The organism is Leptospira ilyithenensis, from assembly GCF_004771005.1.
Lineage (GTDB): Bacteria > Spirochaetota > Leptospiria > Leptospirales > Leptospiraceae > Leptospira_A > Leptospira_A ilyithenensis.
The window spans coordinates 13,509-35,467 of record NZ_RQHV01000043.1 but is presented as its reverse complement, the minus strand read 5'-3'; the positions used below and the strand labels follow the sequence as shown (position 1 = coordinate 35,467).

Annotated in this window: 20 protein-coding genes; 12 read left to right on the top strand and 8 right to left on the bottom strand. The window is 40.9% G+C overall.

From position 1 onward, the window contains the following. Positions 1–4: 4 nt before the first annotated feature. The 7 genes from EHS11_RS08695 to EHS11_RS08665 form a co-directional block, all read right to left on the bottom strand. Complete coding sequence (locus EHS11_RS08695; protein ID WP_135764008.1) at positions 5–1,255, bottom strand: hybrid sensor histidine kinase/response regulator; 1,251 nt, start codon at positions 1,253–1,255, stop codon at positions 5–7. After that, the gene (locus tag EHS11_RS08690) at positions 1,252–2,295 is read right to left on the bottom strand and encodes a protein-glutamate methylesterase/protein-glutamine glutaminase (RefSeq protein ID WP_135764007.1); all 1,044 of its coding nucleotides are present in this window, start codon (positions 2,293–2,295) and stop codon (positions 1,252–1,254) included. The genes EHS11_RS08695 and EHS11_RS08690 overlap by 4 nt, the downstream gene beginning before the upstream one ends. Next, positions 2,292–4,073, bottom strand: coding sequence for a chemotaxis protein CheA (locus tag EHS11_RS08685; RefSeq protein ID WP_135764006.1), 1,782 nt, complete (start codon positions 4,071–4,073; stop codon positions 2,292–2,294). The genes EHS11_RS08690 and EHS11_RS08685 overlap by 4 nt, the downstream gene beginning before the upstream one ends. After that, complete coding sequence (locus EHS11_RS08680; protein ID WP_135764249.1) at positions 4,074–4,535, bottom strand: chemotaxis protein CheW; 462 nt, start codon at positions 4,533–4,535, stop codon at positions 4,074–4,076. 66 nt (positions 4,536–4,601) lie between these two features. Then, a complete protein-coding gene (locus tag EHS11_RS08675) occupies positions 4,602–6,350 on the bottom strand; it encodes a methyl-accepting chemotaxis protein (protein WP_135764005.1) in 1,749 nt (582 codons plus the stop codon). A gap of 105 nt (positions 6,351–6,455) precedes the next feature. Beyond that, positions 6,456–7,784 (bottom strand): hypothetical protein, encoded by a 1,329-nt coding sequence (locus EHS11_RS08670; RefSeq protein ID WP_135764004.1) that lies wholly within the window; start codon positions 7,782–7,784, stop codon positions 6,456–6,458. A 46-nt stretch (positions 7,785–7,830) separates the two neighbouring features. Beyond that, a complete protein-coding gene (locus tag EHS11_RS08665) occupies positions 7,831–8,856 on the bottom strand; it encodes a hypothetical protein (RefSeq protein WP_135764003.1) in 1,026 nt (341 codons plus the stop codon). 38 nt (positions 8,857–8,894) lie between these two features. Between EHS11_RS08665 and EHS11_RS08660 the strand changes: the two genes are divergently transcribed. From EHS11_RS08660 to EHS11_RS08620, 9 genes are all read left to right on the top strand, one after another. Further along, on the top strand, positions 8,895–9,236 hold the full coding sequence (locus EHS11_RS08660) for a hypothetical protein (protein WP_135764002.1): 342 nt from the start codon (positions 8,895–8,897) through the stop codon (positions 9,234–9,236). Then, positions 9,237–10,601, top strand: a complete 1,365-nt coding sequence (locus EHS11_RS08655; RefSeq protein WP_135764001.1) for a PP2C family protein-serine/threonine phosphatase — start codon at positions 9,237–9,239, stop codon at positions 10,599–10,601. Between the two features lie 17 nt (positions 10,602–10,618). Next, positions 10,619–11,389, top strand: coding sequence for an enoyl-CoA hydratase/isomerase family protein (locus tag EHS11_RS08650; RefSeq protein ID WP_135764000.1), 771 nt, complete (start codon positions 10,619–10,621; stop codon positions 11,387–11,389). A gap of 3 nt (positions 11,390–11,392) precedes the next feature. Beyond that, a complete protein-coding gene (locus tag EHS11_RS08645) occupies positions 11,393–11,848 on the top strand; it encodes a DUF192 domain-containing protein (RefSeq protein WP_210413661.1) in 456 nt (151 codons plus the stop codon). Positions 11,849–11,899: 51 nt separating this feature from the next. Then, complete coding sequence (locus tag EHS11_RS08640) at positions 11,900–14,407, top strand: glycogen/starch/alpha-glucan phosphorylase (RefSeq protein WP_135763998.1); 2,508 nt, start codon at positions 11,900–11,902, stop codon at positions 14,405–14,407. Between the two features lie 53 nt (positions 14,408–14,460). After that, positions 14,461–14,931 carry a response regulator gene (locus EHS11_RS08635; RefSeq protein ID WP_135763997.1) on the top strand — a complete coding sequence of 157 codons (471 nt, stop codon included), beginning with the start codon at positions 14,461–14,463 and terminating at the stop codon, positions 14,929–14,931. Positions 14,932–15,442: 511 nt separating this feature from the next. After that, entirely contained in the window at positions 15,443–16,297 is an 855-nt protein-coding gene (locus EHS11_RS20380; protein ID WP_342775440.1) for a HEAT repeat domain-containing protein, read from the top strand. Then, entirely contained in the window at positions 16,298–16,780 is a 483-nt protein-coding gene (locus EHS11_RS08625; protein WP_135763996.1) for an LIC_11959 family protein, read from the top strand. 16 nt (positions 16,781–16,796) lie between these two features. Further along, positions 16,797–17,681, top strand: coding sequence for a DUF4309 domain-containing protein (locus EHS11_RS08620; protein WP_167884389.1), 885 nt, complete (start codon positions 16,797–16,799; stop codon positions 17,679–17,681). Here EHS11_RS08620 and EHS11_RS08615 read toward each other — a convergent pair. Next, positions 17,678–19,237, bottom strand: coding sequence for a hypothetical protein (locus tag EHS11_RS08615; protein ID WP_167884388.1), 1,560 nt, complete (start codon positions 19,235–19,237; stop codon positions 17,678–17,680). The genes EHS11_RS08620 and EHS11_RS08615 overlap by 4 nt on opposite strands. A gap of 275 nt (positions 19,238–19,512) precedes the next feature. On the opposite strand from EHS11_RS08615, the gene EHS11_RS08610 reads away from it, so the two are divergent. The 3 genes from EHS11_RS08610 (at position 19,513) to EHS11_RS08600 (ending at position 21,930) form a co-directional block, all read left to right on the top strand. Continuing rightward, positions 19,513–19,725 (top strand): LIC12298 family protein, encoded by a 213-nt coding sequence (locus EHS11_RS08610; protein WP_135763993.1) that lies wholly within the window; start codon positions 19,513–19,515, stop codon positions 19,723–19,725. Between the two features lie 256 nt (positions 19,726–19,981). Then, a complete protein-coding gene (locus tag EHS11_RS08605) occupies positions 19,982–20,731 on the top strand; it encodes an ABC transporter permease (RefSeq protein WP_135763992.1) in 750 nt (249 codons plus the stop codon). Between the two features lie 2 nt (positions 20,732–20,733). Next, on the top strand, positions 20,734–21,930 hold the full coding sequence (locus EHS11_RS08600) for an ABC transporter ATP-binding protein (RefSeq protein WP_135763991.1): 1,197 nt from the start codon (positions 20,734–20,736) through the stop codon (positions 21,928–21,930). The last annotated feature ends 29 nt before the right edge of the window (positions 21,931–21,959 follow it).

Sequence of the window (21,959 nt, the reverse complement as noted above, 5' to 3'; positions counted from 1 at the left end):
TGCTTTATCTCTTTAAAGGAAAACGTAAGGTAAGACAAACTTCACTTGCTTTATTTTCGCGTATATTATTTTCAATAGTATAGATTTCAATATTGGCGTTGTGTTGTTCCATGATTTTTCGAATCAAAGACAAACCCAATCCGAATCGAAATTGTTCATATTTTGCATAATTGTCATCTACAACGGAAGAAATCCGATAAAACGGTTCGAAAACCAATTGTTCGTGTTTTCCCGTAACACCCACGGAATGATCGGGATTCTCATAAGCGGGATTCAATATTTTTAATTCCAGGAAGTTTTCCTTTAGAAAAAATATAATATAGATGGTATCGTTTTCTTTGGAATACTTCATCGCATTGATGAGCAATTCCCTTATTACATTCTTCATCTTTTCCGTGTTACATCTTAATGTCGAATTGGAGAGACCGCTCGGTAGCCCGCTGACTGAGATTTTCTGGTTTTTTAAATTCAAAGCTTCATTCAAATCCGAAACTTCTCCGTTTGTTATCTCGAATAGAATCTGCGAAGGGAGAAAGTCTTCAACGTCTTCCGAATCGTCTATGATCGTTTGGGATATGGTCATACTATCGATCATTCCTCTTGCTGCTTCATAGTTTTCCTGGATGAGGTCGAATAAGTTTTTATTAAAATTATAGGTGGATGTGGATTCGTCGAATTTTGATCTACTTAAAAGGACACTCACTATACTCATTAAAGTTCCGATTCCGCTTCCCTGAAACAAACTAATATTCATTTGGTGGATAAGATGTCCTGCAATATTGTCTGATTCTTTTCCAGTAAGCGACTTCTTCCAGTCGAATATTTCTATCATTTTTCGAAAGAGGACGTTTTCTCCTTCTTTTACAGTCTCTGCTTTCTGTTTTAAAATGAAAAAATCGACAGCTCTTTCTGCTGCGATTTTGAATTTTCCTTTTTCGACGGGTTTAGGTATAAAATCGTAAGCACGATGTTGATTTAAATATTGGGAAACATGGTTCCACATAGATTCGTTCGCAGTCAGTAAAATCAACAAATCGGGATAATTTTGTTTTAGTTTTTCGAAAAACGTATCACCGTCCGAAGGAATACTTGTTGCTTCGATGATTGAAATGGAAAAACGACCTTCTCTCAAAGATGCCCGAAAGGAGTTTTCGTCTACTACATGTTCTGCGGTATAGTTCAGCTCTTCAATATATTTTAAAATAACTTCAGCAGAAGAACGGGAGGGATCGAATATTAATATATGAGGAATCATAATTGCGCCAAAGCTTTGATTTTTTCTCCGATTTGATCCAGGGGCAATTGGTGACCGACCGCACCGATTTCAAAGGCGACCCTGGGCATTCCGTAAACGACACATGTTTCTTTGTTTTGACCGATGGTTAAACATCCGCTATTTTTAAGTTTCAAAAGTCCTTTTGCTCCGTCTCCGCCCATTCCCGTCAATATGGCACCTACGGATTGATCTGAGATTTTTAAAGCTTCCACCGATTCAAATAAAACATCCACCGACGGTCTGTGCCCATTATATTTTTCCGTTTTTGTCAGTTTTGTAAAATAATCTTTTCCATTTTTTTGAATCGTTAGATGGAAATCTCCCGGAGCTATCAATATAGTTCCTGCTTGGATGTTCTCGTTATTTTGTGCTTCCCGAACTTCAAGTCCTAGTTCCGACTTTAATCTTTTCGCAAATAAATAAGTGAAATTTTCAGGCATATGCTGAACTACAAGAGTAGCAGGCATATGTTCGTTAAATGAAGAAAGAACCGTACGTAAAGCGTTTGTTCCGCCTGTGGAAGATCCGATTAGAATGAATTTTTTTTTGTAAGTCGAAGCCGGTTCCTGTTGGATCTTGGCTTTCGGGATGGAAGTATTGCGAAGAAGATTTGACTCTGCATTGAATCCGACTGTTGATTTTAGTTTTTCCAACAAATCAGTTTTTGTTTCCTCCAGGCTTTCGGGTGTGCCCGAGGGTTTTGATAAAAAATCAAATGCTCCGGCCTCGAGTGCTTCGAGTGTTGTGCCTGCTCCTTCCGTCGTGAGTGAGCTAAACATGATTACTGGTAGAGGATATTGAGGAAGAAGTTTCTTTAAAAATTCAATTCCATCCATTCCCGGCATATGAACATCCAAAGTCATGACATCCGGATTGGTTTCCAGAATCCGATCCCTCGCCTCAAACGGGTTAGATGCTTCTGCAACAACTTTCCATTCAGGATCGGATTCGATCCACTTGCGTATCATGGAACGAACTGATTTTTGATCGTCTACAATCAGTACTTTACGAACTGTCATCTTGTCCCTCGAAGGTCTTGGGAAAAATAATTGGAAATCAATTTTCTAACATCCAATATCAATCCGGCTTGCCCGTTTCCGAGCACCGTACATCCCGCCAGCCCGGAAATATTTTTAAATATCGAAGATATCGGTTTGATTACTATGGACTGGTTGCCTATGATTTCATCGAAAGGAATTCCTATTCTTTTATCTTCCGACTCCACTACCAGCACATACGTATTCTTGAAACTTTCCGTATTTCCTAAAGAAGAGTCGTTCCCAAATAACAGATCTAAGTCGGCAATGGGGATCATGACGTCACGGTATGAGAACATATGATTGTTTTTGTAAAGTTCGCTGAACTGTGCATTGGATAGATAAAAAGTTTCTTTCACATCAATGCACGGAAGTATGAAAAAACCGTCTCCCTTTCTGACAACCATACCTTCTATTATAGCAAGTGTAAGTGGGACTCGAATCAGAAATGTAGTTCCTTCGCCCAGACTGGAATGAACGTCCACAAACCCTTTTAAGGCGTTCACATTTTTTCTGACCACATCCAAGCCGACTCCCCGCCCGGAAAGATCAGTCACTTCCGAAGCGGTGGAAAATCCCGGGTGAAACAAAAAATCCCATACGTCCTTATCAGTAAGTTCATTTGCACCTTCCCGCAAAAGTCCGAGTCCTTTTGCCTTACTGATTATTTTTTCTTTATTTAATCCCTTTCCGTCATCAGATGCGGAAATCCAAACTTCTTTCCCTGATTGGATTGCTTCTAATTCAATTGTTCCCACCGGATTTTTTCCCGCTTCCTTTCTTTCTTCTGTTGTTTCCAATCCGTGGTCGATTGCATTTCTTAAGATATGAACCAGAGGATCGTATATTTCTTCTACGATGGATTTGTCGATTTCAGTGTCCTCTCCGATGATTCTTAAGTTTACTTGTTTGCCTGTTTTCTTTGCAGTGTCGCGAACCAGTCTCTCCATTCTTGAAAATACCCCTGCAATAGGAACCATTCGCAAACTCAATGTTACTTCCTGGAGATTGCGAACGAGTTTTTTCAAATGAAGCGAGGCTTTGTTGAAATTTTCAAAGGATAAATGTTTTAGATCCGGGTGGCTTGTAACCATTGGCTCGGCAATCACGATTTCTCCCACCAAATCCAGCAAACTGTCCAGTTTATCCGTATCGATTCGCAAATCTTTTTTACCAACTTTTGCCAGTTTGGTGGTAATATTTTTTTCAACTTCCTTCTCTTTCTCTTTTTTAAAAGGAATAAAGATCTCGAACTCCGGTTCCGGTTCTTTCTTTTTTACTTCGGAAAATATTTCGAATTCTTTTTCTTTAATTGTGGTTAGTTGAAAATCAGCGTCTTTGTTCTTTCGGATAAGCTCGTTTTTGAGATTTAATTTTTGCAAATAATCCCAATGCTGTTGGTTGTGCAAGTCACCATCGGAAGGTTCGGATTCTTCCGTATCGAATAGTTCTTTTAGAATATCGTGGGCTTCTATAAAAAGTTCAAGGGATTCCTTGTCTTGGGCTTCGGGATGAATCCTGAGATAATCAAGTAGATTTTCCGCAGCATGTGCGATCTTTACAACTCCTGTGAGTCCGAAAAATCCGGAACTGCCTTTGATCGTATGAAAATAACGAAACAGAGTATCCAAAGATTCCCTGTCGATGTTCCCCGAGGCATCGGTGAGTTTTTCAAATCGAAGAAGCTCGGTTTCTATGCCGGTTAAAAGTTCCCTAGCCTCGGCAAGAAACTCTATGACTTCATTGCGATCTCTTTCCATCTAAGTTCCGAGAGCCCCGGTTTGTTTGGCTGCGTGTGACTCTTCATCTGACAAAAGTTTGGTTAAGTCTACCAAGATTTTAACATCGTCTTCCACCCTTCCTGTCGCGATGATAAATCTGCTCGCTTCCGAATCACCTATCTTTGGCGCAGGATCAATATGATCTTTGGGAATACGGATCACTTCGTTTACTCTGTCCACAATGAGTGCAATGATCAGATCTTCCAACTGGACGACAAGAGCACAAGTCCTATCATGATAGTCCATTGACTCCATTTGAAAACGCAATCGTACATCTAAAGCGGGAATCACTTTCCCTCTTAAATTGATCACTCCTTTTAGAAAACTTGCGGTTCCCGGAATTGTGGTGATGGGAGGTAAGGCCACTATCTCTACCAGGTAACGGACTTCAAAGGCATAATCCCGATTGTCCAATGAAAAGGTCAGATATAGACCCTCCATCGTGTCTTCGTTCGATTCCTCTTCCCAAGTTCTTGTAAAAATTTTAGAGTTCACAAAAACGCCTCTCTACAGTACAATCTGTCCGCGGTCGATACGGGCCAATGCGGTGGAAGTATGAGCTTTCAACTTGAATCCGAGTATGACTGAACGCATGATTTCCACCTGACGTTTTAAAGTTTCACTGGATGCTGCAACTTCTTCCGCAGATGCAGCAGTCGTTGATGTAACGGTAGTAACCTGATCCACTCCTTGCGTGATTTGCATCATTGCCAATTTTTGTTCATTGATCGATATGGATAGATCGGTTGTTAGTTGATTGACGTTTTGAGCGCTTTCTGAAATTTTTGCGAGAACCTCTGCCGTTTTGTCGGTTGCAAGGCCGCCTAATTTTACTTTTTTCAAGGAAGTTTCAATCAGTGTTGTGGTTTCATCTGCTGCATTTGCACTTTTCTGTGCCAAATTCCTAACTTCATCCGCGACTACGGCAAAACCTTTTCCATGTTGTCCGGCGCGAGCTGCTTCTACGGCCGCATTGAGTGCAAGTATATTTGTTTGAAATGCAATGTCGTTTATTACTTTATTGATTTTGGAGATTTGTTCAAAAGAGGAGCTGATCTCCTGCATGGCAACGACCAATTCCGCCATCTTTGCATTTCCTTCTCCTGCCTGTGTGTTTGTGATCTGAGAAAGCTGGGTCATACGTTCCGCATTTTCCGCATTGGATATAAAACTATTTCCGATTTCAGTGAGCGTTGCTGAAATTTCTTCCACAGCGCTCGCTTGTTCGCTTGCAGCACCGGATAAAGCGGTGCTTGCATCTGTTAGTTGCTGAGCGCCTGAGTCGACTTCTTGCGAAGAAAAGTGGAGTTTTTCTATGATTTCGGAAAGATTGGATACCATAAGTCTCAAACTTTTTCCTAAAACATCCTTTTCCGATCTCAAGGAAACATCCATTGTCAGGTCACTCATGGAAATATTTTCCAAAATCCCCGCTCTTTCCTTGATGAATTCAACCAACTCGGAAAAGGCGTGCGCTAGAACTTTGATTTCGCTATTTTTCGATTGGTTTGAAATTTGAGAATCAGTGAGAAGCAATTTGTCCGAAAGTTGGACCGCCAGATCACCACTTGATACTTGTTTTGCGATAGATACGATTTCTTTCATCGGATTTGCGATCGCTGCCGATAGTAGAAATGAAATTAAGATGACTGTTACTATGGCTAGTCCCAGAACGGAAAAGAATAGAAATATGGAATCTTTGTAATCGGCTTCCGATTCTTTGTATTCTCTTTCCGCGATGATCAATTGAACACGGATTAAATCGTTTATATGATTTGTATAAGGTTCGAATTTGGGATACATTTCTTCCGACGTGAATTTGGCCAGTTCGGACTGGCTTTCCGTACGAAGGATGTATTCTAATTTGCGAATTCCTTCCTTAAGCAAAGGTAATTCCGATTCCATTTTTGCGATGATTACTTTTTCTTCGGGTACTAGGTAGGTAAGCATGTATTCGCCCCATACCTTTGTCGCTTTCTCTTCCGATGTCGCGATGGATTGTAAACCGTCTGCAAATTTCATCCTTCCGCTTCGCACTTTATGTGCAACATCCACAATGCCGATCAAATAGGAATCGGAAATATCCTTGAGTTGACTGATGGGAACCACTCGATCCGCATAAACTGTTTGTAATGAATGCAAAACATTTTGGGTAGTCCAAAGAGACATACTGCCAATTAGAATCATTAAAATCAATGTAGTAAAGAAACCAAGCAACATCCTGGTACGGATTTTAAGATTGCTAAACCATTTCATACGGATAAGTACCTCACAAAGCTGGAAAGATTGTCTTTATCGTTTTTAATTTGTCAAGAAATTAGAAAGGAAATCAGATTTTTTGATTGGGATATGAACTAAAATTCAAAAAGTATGCGTATAACCAAAGCTAAAGTAGAATAACATCTGAGGGATTTTTTGGAGAGTGTATTTTTCCCTGGCCCATATCTTTGCTACGGAATCGACTGCAGCATTTCCGGAAGAAAAAGATTCGATTGAATTCAGGACAAAACTATTGGCCGGACCGTACATTTTGGACGGATCGGGAACTAATCCGTCGGATGCCGTTCTGTTCCAGGTCGCTCTGTTGGGATCTCCCCCTGCATATCCGAAAGCATTGTTCGTATCCCAGATATAAAGATCCGGGCGATAGACATTTCCTCCCCGGACGAAAAAATCTCCGAAAAAGAAAGTAAGTGTACTCGTTATATCTTGGATTCCGTTTTTATTGTCGATCGCATTATTCCCCATCGCATAACCTACGTTTACGGAAGGATGGATTCTGAAAAATTCATCTTTTCTGAATTCTCTTGCAACGCTGAAAGATATATAATTCCTGCCGGACATATACCCTCCGTTTTCCGTGGAATACTGTGTGAAAAAGGAAAGAGTCGGCTCATAATCTTTCAAAAAAGGGAATTTCCAAACTATAAAGTATTCATGCCACGAAAGTCTTGTGATCGCATTCGAATTGTTTGCATTGAATGTATTCGGTGAATAAGGAAGCCCTGTTCCTCCGGAAACATATGCGTTGGGAGTTTGTATTGGCGCCGCCATGGCAAATGCGGGGGATTTGTGAAATGTGTTATAAAACCAGATCCCTCCCGAAAAACTCCCCAATTTCGTCGGATCAAAGTGGTAGGCAAATACTACGAACAATCCGTCGGAACGTCTCATCCCGTTCGGCTCCTGTTTCTGGTTCACATCTCTGCCGGGAACTCTGCTTCCGCATTGGGTAAGATCTCCGTTTGCGTTAGTTAGCTGGTTTTGCATCGTCTGTGCGCAAGAATCCTGGTTGTAAGGGTCCCAGTATTTGGATTCTTCGCTAATATAAGAAGGGCCGACCCCTCCCGATGTGGATTGGAATAATCTTTTATCCGAATCCTTGTCCCCGCGGTCCGTTAATTGGAAATTTCCGAATAACTGGATTTGGAATGTTTTTTCAGGAGAGAATATATTGACGGTAGGTTGTAATGCGGGTGCGTAAGTGAAAGACGAGTAGGACTCTCCGTTTCTTCTTCGCAAATTTTCTCCCGCAAGAGAAATCCCCCGCCAAAGGAAGTCGGAAACGATTTCGGCAGAAGCTTCAACTGATACTTTTTTAGGTTCTTTTTCCTTTTCTGTTTCACCAAATATCGGATAGGTGGATACAACGAATACTAGAACCAAACCGGGGAAAAAGGACTGTCTCATCGGAGATGCAATTCTAAATAGATGCGGAATTTCGGCAAGCAATCAATTATTTTGAGCTTAGAATTTTGTCAAAAAATTTCCTGGATTGTTTGCCTTCGTCTCTTAATATTCCATTTCTGAAAATAATGGACTTTGCATTCGGTTCGATCAGATGAATTTCATACGGTTTGCCTTGCAATACCAGATGAACATAGGAAGCAAATGCTTCTGCGTACGAATCGTCCGCATTGGTTGCTGCATATAAGGTCACAAAGGGCAAGTCGTGAAGTTCTTTATAAAGATTTAATCCTTCGGGGATCAGATTGATTTTTTCTTTACTGTAGAATTTTATTTTTTTTCTTTCGATAAAATCATCTTCGTCAAATTCCGAGATCGATTCTCCGATCCAAATTCCTTTGAAAAAAGGTAAATTTCTATAGTCTCTCTTTGTTTCACTATAATCGGGAGCATGGGATTCTACCGTGGCAAGTATATGTCCGAATTCATGCAGCAATATAAATTCAAGTGCCGCTGCTTCCGTATCGGTTTCTTCGTTTTCCAAAATCACCCGGATCTGTTTTCCTTCCGGTTCCGTAAAAACCGATTTTTCTTTGAACGTGGCCCAGTCGTTTGCCTTTTGATTTAAAAAATCGGTATCTAAAAAAACAATCCCTCCGATAGGCTCCTTGTTGTATCGTATAATTCCTGTTACTCCTGTAGTCCCTAAATTTTTTACAAAGTAAATTCCATACAAGTACCGATCCAAGAGAACTGAAACTTTTTCAGGGAGGCTTTGGTATACTAAAGCGAGTCTTGCCGCAAATAATTCTTCCTTGTCGGATCTTTCCGGGACTTCTTTGTATCCGTCGATTTCATTCAAGTTGACCAAGGTTTGTTTGTGGACTTTGTCTAAAGTTCTGACCCTGCCTGGCCAAGTTTCCGCCAAAGGAAAATAGAGGGAATTCCGTTGCAACCCCGGGTCATTCAAACTCCAGTCCGCATAAGGATTGAGACCAAAGTTGGGAGGATGGGGCTTACATTGAAAACCAGCCAGGCATATTGAGAAGAGAACGGATTTAAAAATATTTTTCATTTGTATCGATTCACCAAGAATACCGAAAATTCTAACATATGGCAAGGTTGGTTTCCTTCAGTTTTTTTCTTTTTTTGCCGGTACTTTCCCAATCGAATCCTTGGAATCGGCTGCCGACTACCAGGGTGCTATCCCGCAAAGACGTGAGTCATATCGTGCTGGAAGCGAGGACGGATCATTTCCGGGTGACTCTTCTTGTCGCAGAGAGATTTCCTTACAACTACAAAGCGGTTTCCCATCCGTTTTTCTTTCGACTGGAAGATGAGAAAAAAGCTCTCGAACTTGCGAATACATTGGACAATTACCTTGACTCTGGAAAGGCTTTCACCATAACCCTAATCGGTTCGGAAATTCGTAGCCTGCTGTGGGGAGAACCATAATTGTCTCAGACTTTTTTTCGTTATTTTCACGATTTATTCAAACAGCCGAATCATTCCGATACGCAAGTTTTTCAGCTAGTAGAACTCAAATATGATCGGGTTTATATTTTATACGCATTTCTAATTCATTTCAGTACTTATTTTTTGCTCATCCTTCCTCCGTTTTTTTCGTTTATCGGAGATATGTTTCCCTATCTTTTCGGGATCACAATCGCAAGACTTGTTTTACTTTCGCAAAATTATACGAAAACAACCAAACTAGGATTTATTATTTTTTTCAGCGGATTTGTTTCCGACGGATTATTGTATGCGGCTGTTTGTTCAGCATTAATTCGTGCTCCGAGTCTTGAAAATTTTTATCTGTCTAACGCCTATTTGATGGCAATGAGTGTTCCCGTTCTGCTTTATAGTTTGCGACTGGGCCGTTTGAGTTGTATTTACGGGGCAGTTTATTTTGTATTTTTTCATTTGGTATATATTTATTTTATACCGACAAACATAACCTACTCGACTTCTCTTCTTTCGCGCATCTTTCCGATTTTTATTTTTATAGGATCCGGACTTGTGGGAAGTGTTTTTATTTTAAACAAAAGAAAGAACATTTCCGACTTATACAAGTTATCTGAAGAAAGAAGATACATGCAGCAGGAGTTGGAACTTGCAAAAAAAGTACAAGACGCACTCTTTCCCAAAGATCTGAAAATTCCCGGTATCAAATACAAATACTATAGAAAAAATCCAAACCTGATCGGTGGAGACTTTTTCGATTTTGTACAACTCCGGGAAGGGAACGTGGGAGTGTTTCTTACCGATGTTGCTGGGCATGGAATTTCTTCCGCGATGGTCGCCTCCATTATGAAGGTTTTGGTTTCTACGATTCCTTATCGTTTCAAACTTTCGCCGGGGAAATTATTGGAATATCTGGATGAAAGGTTAGCCAAGGATTTGAACAAATACCATGCCTCTGCGGTGTATCTGTTCTTTGATTTTATAGAAAAAAGATTAAACATAGGAAATGCGGGGCATCCTTATCTGATTCACGCACCTAAGGCCGCTCTTTTTTCCGAGATTGAAACGGACGGTGCCATCTTGGGATTCAATATCCGTTCTCCCATTGTTCAGGAAAAATTACTGAACTTTGCATCGGGAGACAGGTTTGTGATTTATACGGACGGTTTGATTGAGTCCGTGACTTCACGTGGCGAAGAATTAGGTGCGGATGGTTTTTTGCAAATCCTCAACAAAAACCGGGCTTTGACAGAGTTGTATGAACTGGAAAATGCGATTTTACAAGAATTGAAATTAGAATTTGGAATTGAAGCTTTTGCCGACGATACTATGTTTTTATTATTAGAAGTAGATTAAACAAACGGAGATCCATTTTGCCTTTTTTAGAAATACAAAAAAAAACCGATTACGCTTTGGTAACGATCAAACGACCCGAAGCATTGAATGCATTGAATGCGGAACTGATCACTGAAATCGGTGAAGCGGTTAAGACTCTTGAATCCGATCCTTCCATTCGTGCTTTTATTCTTACCGGTGAAGGCAAAGCCTTCGTTGCGGGCGCTGACATTGCCAAGATGAAAGAATACGGAGAAAAAGAAGGTAATCAATTTTCCGACTTGGGCCAATCCGTATTCAGAAAATTGGAACTTTCTCCACTTGTATCGGTTGCAGCCATTAACGGATTTTCTTTGGGCGGTGGACTTGAACTTGCTCTCGCATGTGATATTCGTTATGCGGTTCCCGGCGCAAAGCTAGGACTCCCCGAAGTATCTCTCGGACTCATTCCCGGATTCGGCGGCTCCCAAAGATTGCCCAGACTTATCGGAGTGGGACGGGCAAGCGAACTCATTTTCAGCGGAGATATGATTACCGCGGACGAAGGGTATCGTTTGGGAATTATCAATAAAATTATCGCTCCCGAGGATTTGATTGCAGAATCGGAGAAATTAATTTCTACTATTCTTACCCGGGGTCCTCTTGCGATCAAAGCTGCGAAGTCTGCAATCCGCCAGGGATTGGAAGCAACGCTTGACAAGGGAATGGACTGGGAAAAACAATTGTTCGGTGGTCTTTTTGCAAATACCGAATCCAAAGAAGGACTCGGGGCATTCCTCGAGAAAAGAAAACCGAATTTCGGAGGTTAAATGATGAAAGCTCGGATAACATTTATTTTTATTCTATGGTTTGTGGTGAATTGCGGGCCGACGGAATCCGCCCCGGTTCAGACGGATGTTATCTTTGCCTCGATCGGAAGCCGTTCTCTGAAATTGGAAGTGGCAAACAATCCGAGCGCAAGGGCGGTGGGGCTTATGCACAGAAAGGAAATAGGAGAGGATGAAGGGATGTTATTTGTTTTCCCCAAGGCGGAATACCTTTCCTTTTGGATGAAAAATACCATGATCCCCCTGACCGTCGGTTATTTCGGAGAAGATTTTAGGCTTTTGGAAACCCATGATATGAAGCCCAACCAAACCACAGAGGTTTACAATTCTTTAAATCCTGCCAAATACGCCTTGGAAGTGAACCAAGGTTGGTTTGCCAAAAACAAAATCGGAAAAGATGCCATTCTGATTTTGGAAAAGAAAATTTCCGCGAGGGATTAATCCCTTTCTTTTTACTTGAAAGCGGTCAGGGAGGGGTTAGACTTCTCCTCCATGATCGTAGAAAATAACCGCCTCATCACATTACTTTCCGAAGAACAGAAAGCAGACTTAATTTCTTTAGAAAAACAATTTGCCCACCACCTGGAATATACGATCGGCAAAAACAAATACACACTCGGAAATACTGATATATACAAAGCATTAGGCCATACGGTAAGAGATTTTTTAATCGATCGTTTGAATGTAACTAACGAACGTTATCTGAATGAAGACCCCAAAAAAATATATTATTTTTCGCTCGAATTTCTTATGGGTCGTACTTTGATGAATGCGCTTATCAATTTGGGACTGTACGACATCATCAAACAGATGATAGGTAGCTTCGGATTTGATTTGGAATCCATTTTGGAATTTGAAATGGACGCCGGACTCGGAAACGGAGGTTTGGGAAGGCTCGCCGCTTGTTTTTTGGATTCGATGGCGACTTTGAATATCCCCGGTTTCGGTTACGGGATCAGATACGATTACGGGATTTTCAACCAAATTATTGTTAACGGATCCCAGCTGGAAATGCCGGATCATTGGGACGCGGACGGAGTTCCATATGAAGTGGTTCGTCCCGATATCACTTTTTCCGTAGGATTTTACGGCCATACGGAAACTCATATCACTGGAAAAGGCAAATTGCAATACCGATGGATCCCTGGTGAAACTGTTCTTGCCAGCGCTCATGATTGCCCTGTGCCAGGGTTTAACACGAGTACGGTGAATTACCTTCGCCTTTGGACAGCCAAGTCTTCCGAAGAATTCAATTTGGATTATTTTAACCACGGCGATTATATGAAAGCTGTTCAGGACAAATCCATTTCGGAAAATATTTCCAAAGTACTCTATCCCAATGATACTACAGAACAGGGAAAAATGCTTCGTCTCAAACAACAGTATTTTATGGTTTGCGCTTCTCTTCAGGATATCATCGCACAATACAAACAAGCAAATGTTAGTTTGGATCGTTTGTCTGATAAAATTGCAATCCAGTTGAACGATACTCATCCCAGTATCGGAATTTCGGAATTGATGCGGATCTTAATGGACCAGGAAGACTGGGATTGGGATGATGCCTGGGATCTGACTACAAAAATATTTTCTTATACCAACCATACCGTTTTGCCGGAGGCATTGGAAACCTGGAAGGTGAGTCTTATCGAAACCCTTCTTCCCAGACATATGCAGATCATTTATGAGATCAATCAAAGATTTTTGGAAGATGTGCGTAAATCGGGGAAACTGAACGAGACTGAGATCGAAGAGGTCAGTATCATTGAGGAAGGAAATGAGAAGCGGATTCGGATGGCGAATCTGGCAGTGGTCGGTGCGAACAAAGTGAACGGTGTTGCCGCATTGCATTCCGACCTGATCATCAAAACAATTTTTAAATCTTTCTATAAAATTTTCCCGGACAAGTTCAATAACAAAACAAACGGTATCACACCCAGACGCTGGTTAATCCAGTCTAATCCCAGTTTGACGGCTTTGATCGCCAAAAAAATCGGACCGTCATTTGCTACCGATCTTGAAAAATTAAGAGATTTGGAAAATCACATAGGAGATGCTGAGTTTCGAAATGACTGGGCAAAAGTGAAACAGGTGAACAAAGAAAACCTCGCCAAACTCATCAAAGGAGATACCGGGATCGTAATCGATCCCGACTCCATGATTGATGTACAGGTGAAACGATTTCACGAATACAAAAGACAACTTCTGAATATTTTGCGGGTCATCGCTCTTTACAGGCGGATCAAGGAAAATCCGAATATCACAATCACTCCCCGTACGGTGATTTTCGGAGGAAAGGCGGCGCCGGGATATTATATGGCGAAACTCATCATCAAATTGATCAATAATGTGGCTTCTATTGTAAATCACGATAAGGATGTTGCTGATCGCCTAAAGGTTATTTTTTTGCCGAATTACCGTGTTTCCTTGGCGGAAAAAATCATTCCCGGAACCAATCTTTCGGAACAGATTTCAACTGCGGGAACGGAAGCATCCGGCACAAGCAACATGAAGTTTATGTTAAACGGAGCACTTACCATCGGAACTTTGGACGGTGCCAATGTGGAAATGTTGGAAGAAGTGGGAAGAGAAAACATTTATATCTTCGGATTGAAAACGGAAGAAGTTTTTGCCACCAAACAATCCGGATACGATCCCAGGGATTGGATCGAAAAAAATGAAGAGATGGGCCGTATCCTTAGAATGATTCGAGAAAATTTTTTCTCTCAGAACGAATTAGGTATCTTTATGCCGATTCACGATAGTCTATTTTATACGGATACCTATCTTTTGATGGCTGATTTTAAAGCGTATGATGAAATGCAAAAAAAAGTAGCCGAGGATTTTCGAAACGCGGAAGAATGGACCAAAAAGGCGATCCTCAACGTTGCACGCGCCGGCAAGTTTTCGTCAGATAGAACCATTCGGGAATACGCAAAAGATATTTGGAAGGTTCCACTTTTGTCTACAGTTCCTCCGCAAACCAGCTACCAATTGGGTTAAAAAGAGGGTCGACAGCTTATGAAACCGGTTCAATATCGCTTAGGGTTACCATAATGAGTAAAGGTTATATCATTTGTGTCGATGATGAAGTATCGGTATTAGAAACTTTGGCAGAACAACTTGCTTCTCGTTTTGGGCATTCCCATTCGATTGAAACGGCAAGCAGTGCGGAAGAAGCACTCTCTTTGATTGATGAAATTCAGTCGGGAAACGACATCGTGGAACTCATTGTTTCCGATCAGGTGATGCCAGGGATGAAAGGGGACAAGTTTTTAGAGCAGGTGCATCAAAAACTTCCCGATGCCATCAAGATTCTTCTTACCGGTCAAGCTGGTTTGGATTCTGCGATCTATGCCATCAATCACGGGGGACTCAGTCGGTATGTGGAAAAACCATGGAACATCGAGGAATTGTCCAGGGACATACAAGACCTTCTCGAAAAATTCAGACAAAATCTGGAAAACCAGCATCTTATCCAAGCTCTCAACCGCCGCATTATGGAATTGGAAGGGACAAACAATTAATGCAATTGTACTTCTTTTAATCACGGTTTCCTTTTCATGGCTTTCCGCAAAACCTGGCAAAAAAAAGTCGGTTAAAAAAGAGTCCGGGAAAGAAGTTCAATCGGCTAACAAAACCACTTCGAGTCAGACCATTTCGGAACCGATTGTTTCGAAACAGGCTTCCAAAGAACAACCGGTCTCGAAAAAAGAAGAAATCATTCCGGTAAAGACTGATGTCAAATCTAGTAAAACAGATGGGAACGATTCGAAAAAATCGGCCTTGGATATAAAACCTTCCGTCACTGAAACACCTGCTACAACTGCGACGACTAACGTTTCAACAACTTCTTCTGCGACTATTCCTGCCAACCCGGCTAAGAAGGAACTCACCAAAGAACAACTGGATAAAAAAAAGGATGTACTTTCGAAGGTATTGAAATACGGAACCTCCCAGGAAAGAAAACAGGCGTTATTCGAACTTTTGAAATTTCCGAAAGAACACTCCAAAGAATTGCATATTCAATTGGCCGAAATGTTGAAAGTGGAAAAGGATTTGGGTATGAAGGTGGTAATGCTTCGCACCGTTTCTGAGCTTGGTCTTTCGGAAAACAAAGCCACAATCATCTCTCTGTTTGAAGATCCGAATGAAGACGTATCCAAACAGGCTGTCTCCACTGCCAAAAAATTGAAGTTAACCGAAGCTGTTTCTCCTCTGATAGAAAAATTGAAAAAAGAAGACTTTGCTAAAAATTCAAACGCTACCACTCTTTATATCAACGCTCTTGCCGAGCTTCCCGGCGGGAAAGATGCATCAGGATTTTTGGAAACCAAGTTCAAGGAAAAATTCAATCATCCCGATATGAGGGCGCAGATCGCACTTTATTTCGGAACTGTCGGAAATACGAACGCGGATTCGATACTGCAGGAAGCGGCATTTGACGAATCCCAACCGATCACTCTCCGTTGTTATGCGATCAACTCTCTGGGAAAATTGAAATCCGCATCCGCCAAACCGAAATTATTCGAATTATTGGACTCTCTCAAAAAAACAGCAGGAAAACTGGATGCCAAAAAAGCACAATCGTTGAAGATTTATACGATCGGTGCATTGGTTGTAATGGGAGATAAGGAAATCTTCCAGGAATTGAATGAATTCGCCCGGGATGATGATGCGATGGTTCGCCTTCGTGCGATCGAACATATGGGAAATATGAAAGACCCTGCTGCTTTGGAATTATTGGAATACAAAAAAGACCGGGACCCGAGCCCGAAAGTACAGAAAGCGGCAAAAAAAGCGATCGATCAAATTCAGGGAAAAGAAATCAAAGAAGAGCTTGCGCCCGATCCCAATGAAGCCCAGGAAAAAGATCCTTTGAATGAGAAATAGATGAATCGGATTTTCGGATTTATACTTTTAATTGTATTTGTTTTCCCTCTTTCTACTGAAGAGGGAAAATATTCCGGTTCTATTTCACTTTCCGAAAAAAGAATCCTTCAGGCAAAAGAAGAATGGGTAAAAACAAGTCGGTTTCCCGCAGAATGGAAGTTATACTATAAAGGAAAAGAAGGGGATTTTGTCGTCTTTTACGATTGGAACGGACACGAAATTCATTATCAATACAGAAGGAATAAATTCGATTTAGACGGAGAAGAGTTCGTAAAGGACCTTTTTCCCGGAAACCCTTACCGTGTAACGGGAGTTTGGATGGGTTATTATTATTTCGGATTTGATGCGCGGGGAAAAAGAAAAGCATTTCACGAGAAGAAAATTCTTCCCGCGAATAAAGAGGAATTTGCGGACATTCATACGATTCCTATTTTCAAACTTACAAAGTATGAGGAAATTTTTTCGGACGAACTGTTGTATTGACCAGGTAAAGTTAAACATGTTAAGAAAAAGTTTTGTTCTATTATTCCTTGCTTTTCTGCTTTTGGAATGTGCCGCCGCCAAGCCAAAGCCTCAGATTGACAAACCCAAATCAAACATTGCTCCCAGTCATTTTGTTTTGCACGGTTTTAAGATAGGCCAGAATATTAAAAATATTAAAAACGAATTGGGAGAGCCTACCAAGATTCATAAATTTCCTAACGGCTATATTGCTTATATTTATCAGATGAATCAATACAATCTGGTATTCGAGGCAAATCATATCCGTCAGGATATCGTTTGGGCGATTCAAATTTCCGGTTCAGGTGTTCCTGCCGAATACCATTTGAATGGAATCCAATTGGGTCAGGACATAACAGAATGTATGCGGTACTTCGGTGCGCCGGATATAAGACGAAATGCGACTGATGAGATTACCAAAGCGGAAATTCCCGATACATTATATCTGTCTTATAATCAAAAATCGAATTTTAGCTTGGAGTTTGTGAAAAACAAATTATCCAGTATCAAAATAGAATACAAACAATCCGACTCGGAAATATTGGAAGACTATCCCGATTACAATTTGTTCCTAGAGTCGGCCCGGGGGAAAGATTATTTCTCCTTAGCGGATTTGACTTTTTACGATCCTTTGTTTGTTCTTTCCAAAAAAGAATACCCGGTTGAAAAATCGTTCTATAGCTTTTACAAACAGAAAGAAATCGATTTCTTATTGGATGAAATCGGAGCTTTGAACGATTCCCATCTATTGGATTCTCAATTGAGGGTTCAGGGAAGTGTCTCCGGTTATGTTTATAAATTCAAAAAAGACAATAAAAACTACGAATTTTTTTATGTAAGGTCGTTTGAGGGCTGGGTCATCTACGAACTGATCGTTTATTAAAACCTTAATAAAAATTGAAGGTTTGCATAATAAATATAGGTAACTGTCTCTGTTTTTTGGGATAGACTTAGGTTTAAAGAGAACTCCGGTCCGACCAGTTTTAATTTCCAAAGTTCGTTTCTTTCCATTAGATTTACATTATAATCCGCCGCATAACTCCAGTTTTCGAACCAGGAGCGCATCTCCATTTTTTTGTCTCTGTAGATCCCGCTGATTTCCAATAAATATCCTTGTTGCAAAGGAAAAGAAAGTTTTGTTTCCAATTGCTGTTTCCCCGCTCTGACCTCCCCTCCGATGCTGATTGTATTTTTGTCTTTTCTGAATTCATAAAATAATCCTCTTCCGGCCGCATGGAATTTGTTGAATCCTTCTTCCGTATAGTCTCTATACCGAAATACAACGGCTCCCCAATCTCCGAATAACAAGGGAACGTGTCCACCAAAGCCTGATTCATAACGAAGTCCTTCTTTGGACTGCAATCCCTCCAAAACAAAAAATTTTTTCCATCGCAGTCGTCCGAATTGCAAGTCCTGTCTAACTCCTGTTTGGTCCACCATGTTTTGCATCGGCAGGGAAAGTGCTCCGTTATAATCCCGATAGAGAGTGCCGTCCGCTCCCAAGTCCCAGGATTTTTTTTCAGAACGTGCGTATAAAAATCCGTAAAATTGATCCGTCCTGCCCATTGCTTCTCCCTGAAGGCTGCTGTCCCAACCCAATAGATTTTTATAAGAATCATTGATATAGATACTTCCTATTCGGGAGTAGGGTGCCCAAGTCAATGAATAAGATTGATTAGGTGAAGCGTAATATACCCCGGGTTCAAGAGAAACGGTTTGGGAATGGTAAAGACCGAATTTATGACCTGTTTCCTTTTTCTTGGAATTGATTCCTAAAAAATAAGAATTGAGTATGGGTTGGGTGAGAGGAGAACCGGCTCTGTCAAATGCGGAATAAAAATCAGGATCTTTTGCAAAATAGAAATGAGGTATGGGCTTGTATCTGTTTCCCAAATGCGTTTGAAGATAGGAAAACTGATAGCTGACACTTCCCGAAAAATTTTCATCCCTTTTTTCCAGGATGATTTTATGATCTTCTCCTTTTTTACCCAAATAAAATCCTGAATGATTCTTTTCCGACTTCGGTAGAAAACGAGTGTCCAGATTTTGATAACTCCCTCCAATGAAAAAATAGTCCTTCTCGGGCGGAGGCATTTCGGAAGCTCCCGTGTTTTTCCAGTTCTCTTTCGATTGTTTTTTGTTATGCGGCCTTCCGCCGCTCTGCTCCACATACAATAAAATATTATGTTTTTTTAATATTATATGTATTCTGCCTTGTTCTTTCTTTTGTCTTTTTTGAATCCATTTTCGGAACTCTTCTTTTCCTTTTTGGAATTCGGAAGCCAATTGTATGGATTCCCGTAAGGAGAATCCTTCTTTCATCCAGGTTTGGGTGGTCAAAACAGGTTCTTTTGTTTCAGGAAATAAATTTTTTCCGAAAAAAAATAGATAAAAAAGTGCTAAGATACTGGCAGTTCTCCTGAATTTTCCCCATTTCACACAGAATAAGGAGAAATAAATTGATAAACGGCCCTAAAAAGTCTTGATTTGTAGATAAAAAGGCGACAAAATCTATTTTTTTTTAAGAAAAAGAATCACTAGAAGGTATTTTGTCCCAGGTATTTGGTAAATTAGATGCAGAAACCGATAAAAAATGCAAAAAAACATTGACTTAGCTTCTCATCCGTTAAGTAGTGTAAACAAGCGTATAGTATATTATTGGTAGTTTTTTTAAGTTTTATGTCGTCTAAGATACAGACGCGGAGGAAAACAATATGATCGTTAGATCCATTCATCAACCCGCTTATAACCGCAAAGAAGGTGGACTTCCAGGAAAAGGACCTAAAAAAGGGTTCGCAAACAATTCTGGTGGAAAATCTTTCGAAGAATATCTGCTAGAAGCTTTCCAAGGGGAAGTGGTTCAGAAAGGAGAGTGGGTATCCCCTAAACTCTCTGATCTAGGCCAAAAGAACCTCCGCAAGCTTTGATTTGACCTTGGCCTCTAATAATGCCAAGGTTTCTATTCCTTCCTAGGCTCTAAAGAGCCAAGGGGGCAGTTTCTTATACTTTTCCAGCGATCCAAAACACAAACCCCGCGCAAGGCCCCCGCGTGAAACGCCAGAACGCGGAAAAGAATTTCCTTCTCCCTGATCTCTATTTTCCCTTTATCTAAAAATCTTCCTTACTTGGATTAGTTTCCTTTCCCATTCCAGAACCGGGCCCCCGTTTTCCGAAAATAGTAGTATGGAGAAAATCTTTATCCTTTGGGCACTGGTAAGACGGGACTACGCTTTGCAATATGCGGGTTCCTTTTTGGGGATTTCTTGGATGTTTCTCCAAAACTTGGTTTTGATTTCCATGTATTCCGTCGTGTTCTTGGTTTTGAATTTAAAGACGCCGAACACCCAGGACGATTTTACTGCTTACTTGCTTACAGGTCTTCTTTTTTGGATTCCTTTGCAGGAGTTTTTGGTTAGGGGCACAGGGATTCTTACGGACAATCGTTCCTTACTCAAAAGATCGTCTCTTGGAATTGATTTGTTTATTTGGATTCCGTTTGTACAATATGTGATTCATCTTTCCGTAACATCCCTTCCTGTTTATATTCTGTTGTTCTTTTATGGCAAGATAACCATCTTAGGCGCATTTGGCGGTTGGATCTGCCTTGTATTTGTGGGATTTTATCTGTTGCTTTTGCTCCACTATTTGTCCAGATTGAACGTGTTATTGAAGGATATTTCGCCTTTGATTCGTTTGGTGAGTCAGATACTGTTCTGGGGCATTCCCGTTTTATACTATCCTACTGGTTTTTTGCATCATATCAACGCTCTCAATCCTCTCACCATTCCTTTGGATATATTCAGAACCGTAGTGCTCGTCGGCTATTCTCCCCAGTTTGATTGGTATGGTATCTTTCCTTTTATTTTTTCTTTCTTTTTGGTTTATCTTTTGGCCAAAAGAAAATTCCATTCCATTGTTTTGGATCATCTTTAAAAATGGGCTTCATTCGGATCTCGGAACTTTCCAAGGAGTATTTGGGTTTTTCTTCTCCGAAGAACCGAATCTTGGCCGGGCTTAGTTTCGGTTATCTGGGAATCGACACAAAGTTTCAGGCATTAAAAGGTATCCATTTATCAGCAAATCCGGGGGATGCGATCGGAATTATCGGTAGGAACGGTGCCGGAAAATCTACTTTACTGAAAATACTATCTGGTGTTATACGGGCTGAAAGTGGAAATATGGAAGTCAGCGGTTCTATCCGGGCATTACTGGAGCTCAGTGTAGGTTTCAACCCCGAACTTTCCGGAGAAGAAAATGTATATTATAACGGACTTGTTTGGGGATATAAACCGAATGAGATCCAGGAGATAATGAATTCCGTTTTTGAATTTGCGGGCCTCAGCGAATTCAGAAAAGTTCCTTTGAAAAATTACAGTTCCGGGATGGGGATGCGGCTCGGGTTCAGTCTTGCTACTGCAAAACGTCCCGATATTCTGATTGTAGACGAAGCCTTGGCTGTCGGGGACGCAAGTTTCCAACAAAAGTGTATTAGGCGGTTCAGGGATTTCCTGAGTCTAGGTTCGATTGTGATTTTGGTAAGCCATGATCTGAGTTTGGTCTCTCATTTCTGCAATCGGGTATTGCTTTTGGAAAGAGGCAAACTTCTGTTTGACGGAGAGCCGAAAAAAGCGGTCGAAAACTATATGTTACTACTCGCCGATCCCGAAAATCCCGATTTTTTAAAAAAGGATTCTCATTCGTTCGGGGATTATCTGGAAAATTTGGAAATATATTTTTCCAAGGAGAATAACAGATCTCCCGATCTTTTGTTTGTGGGATCGGAAATTTCCCTCTGCATCGAATTTGCAACCAAGCAAAAGTTAGACGATTTGACCGTCGGATTTCATATAGATGATGAAAAGGGAGTCCGGGTGTTTGGAACCAATACTTTCCATTTAGGCAAAAATCCGGGGAACATAGGCTCCGGTCAGAAAAAAAAGATCAGTTTTGATTTTCCAGTTAATTTTGCAGAAGGCAAATATTCTCTGGGAGTTTCTCTGCACAGGGGCGAGAATCATATAGAAGGAAGTTATTTCTGGGGTGAATCCCTTCATACATTCGAAGTGGAACGGGTAGGTGTTCCCAAATCGGTGGGACTTGCTTATCTGCCGGTTCAAGTGAAATTCGACTAAAGTTCTTCGCCCAATTCAGGCAAATCTGC

Excerpts from the sequence above, each read along its gene's own strand:
- EHS11_RS08695 (WP_135764008.1), bottom strand. The coding sequence starts at position 1,255 with ATGATTCCTCATATATTAATATTCGATCCCTCCCGTTCTTCTGCTGAA.
- EHS11_RS08690 (WP_135764007.1), bottom strand. The coding sequence starts at position 2,295 with ATGACAGTTCGTAAAGTACTGATTGTAGACGATCAAAAATCAGTTCGT.
- EHS11_RS08685 (WP_135764006.1), bottom strand. The coding sequence starts at position 4,073 with ATGGAAAGAGATCGCAATGAAGTCATAGAGTTTCTTGCCGAGGCTAGG.
- EHS11_RS08680 (WP_135764249.1), bottom strand. The coding sequence starts at position 4,535 with ATGGAGGGTCTATATCTGACCTTTTCATTGGACAATCGGGATTATGCC.
- EHS11_RS08675 (WP_135764005.1), bottom strand. The coding sequence starts at position 6,350 with ATGAAATGGTTTAGCAATCTTAAAATCCGTACCAGGATGTTGCTTGGT.
- EHS11_RS08670 (WP_135764004.1), bottom strand. The coding sequence starts at position 7,784 with ATGAGACAGTCCTTTTTCCCCGGTTTGGTTCTAGTATTCGTTGTATCC.
- EHS11_RS08665 (WP_135764003.1), bottom strand. The coding sequence starts at position 8,856 with ATGAAAAATATTTTTAAATCCGTTCTCTTCTCAATATGCCTGGCTGGT.
- EHS11_RS08660 (WP_135764002.1), top strand. The coding sequence starts at position 8,895 with ATGGCAAGGTTGGTTTCCTTCAGTTTTTTTCTTTTTTTGCCGGTACTT.
- EHS11_RS08645 (WP_210413661.1), top strand. The coding sequence starts at position 11,393 with ATGAAAGCTCGGATAACATTTATTTTTATTCTATGGTTTGTGGTGAAT.
- EHS11_RS08640 (WP_135763998.1), top strand. The coding sequence starts at position 11,900 with ATGATCGTAGAAAATAACCGCCTCATCACATTACTTTCCGAAGAACAG.
- EHS11_RS08635 (WP_135763997.1), top strand. The coding sequence starts at position 14,461 with ATGAGTAAAGGTTATATCATTTGTGTCGATGATGAAGTATCGGTATTA.
- EHS11_RS20380 (WP_342775440.1), top strand. The coding sequence starts at position 15,443 with ATGTTGAAAGTGGAAAAGGATTTGGGTATGAAGGTGGTAATGCTTCGC.
- EHS11_RS08625 (WP_135763996.1), top strand. The coding sequence starts at position 16,298 with ATGAATCGGATTTTCGGATTTATACTTTTAATTGTATTTGTTTTCCCT.
- EHS11_RS08620 (WP_167884389.1), top strand. The coding sequence starts at position 16,797 with ATGTTAAGAAAAAGTTTTGTTCTATTATTCCTTGCTTTTCTGCTTTTG.
- EHS11_RS08610 (WP_135763993.1), top strand. The coding sequence starts at position 19,513 with ATGATCGTTAGATCCATTCATCAACCCGCTTATAACCGCAAAGAAGGT.
- EHS11_RS08605 (WP_135763992.1), top strand. The coding sequence starts at position 19,982 with ATGGAGAAAATCTTTATCCTTTGGGCACTGGTAAGACGGGACTACGCT.
- EHS11_RS08600 (WP_135763991.1), top strand. The coding sequence starts at position 20,734 with ATGGGCTTCATTCGGATCTCGGAACTTTCCAAGGAGTATTTGGGTTTT.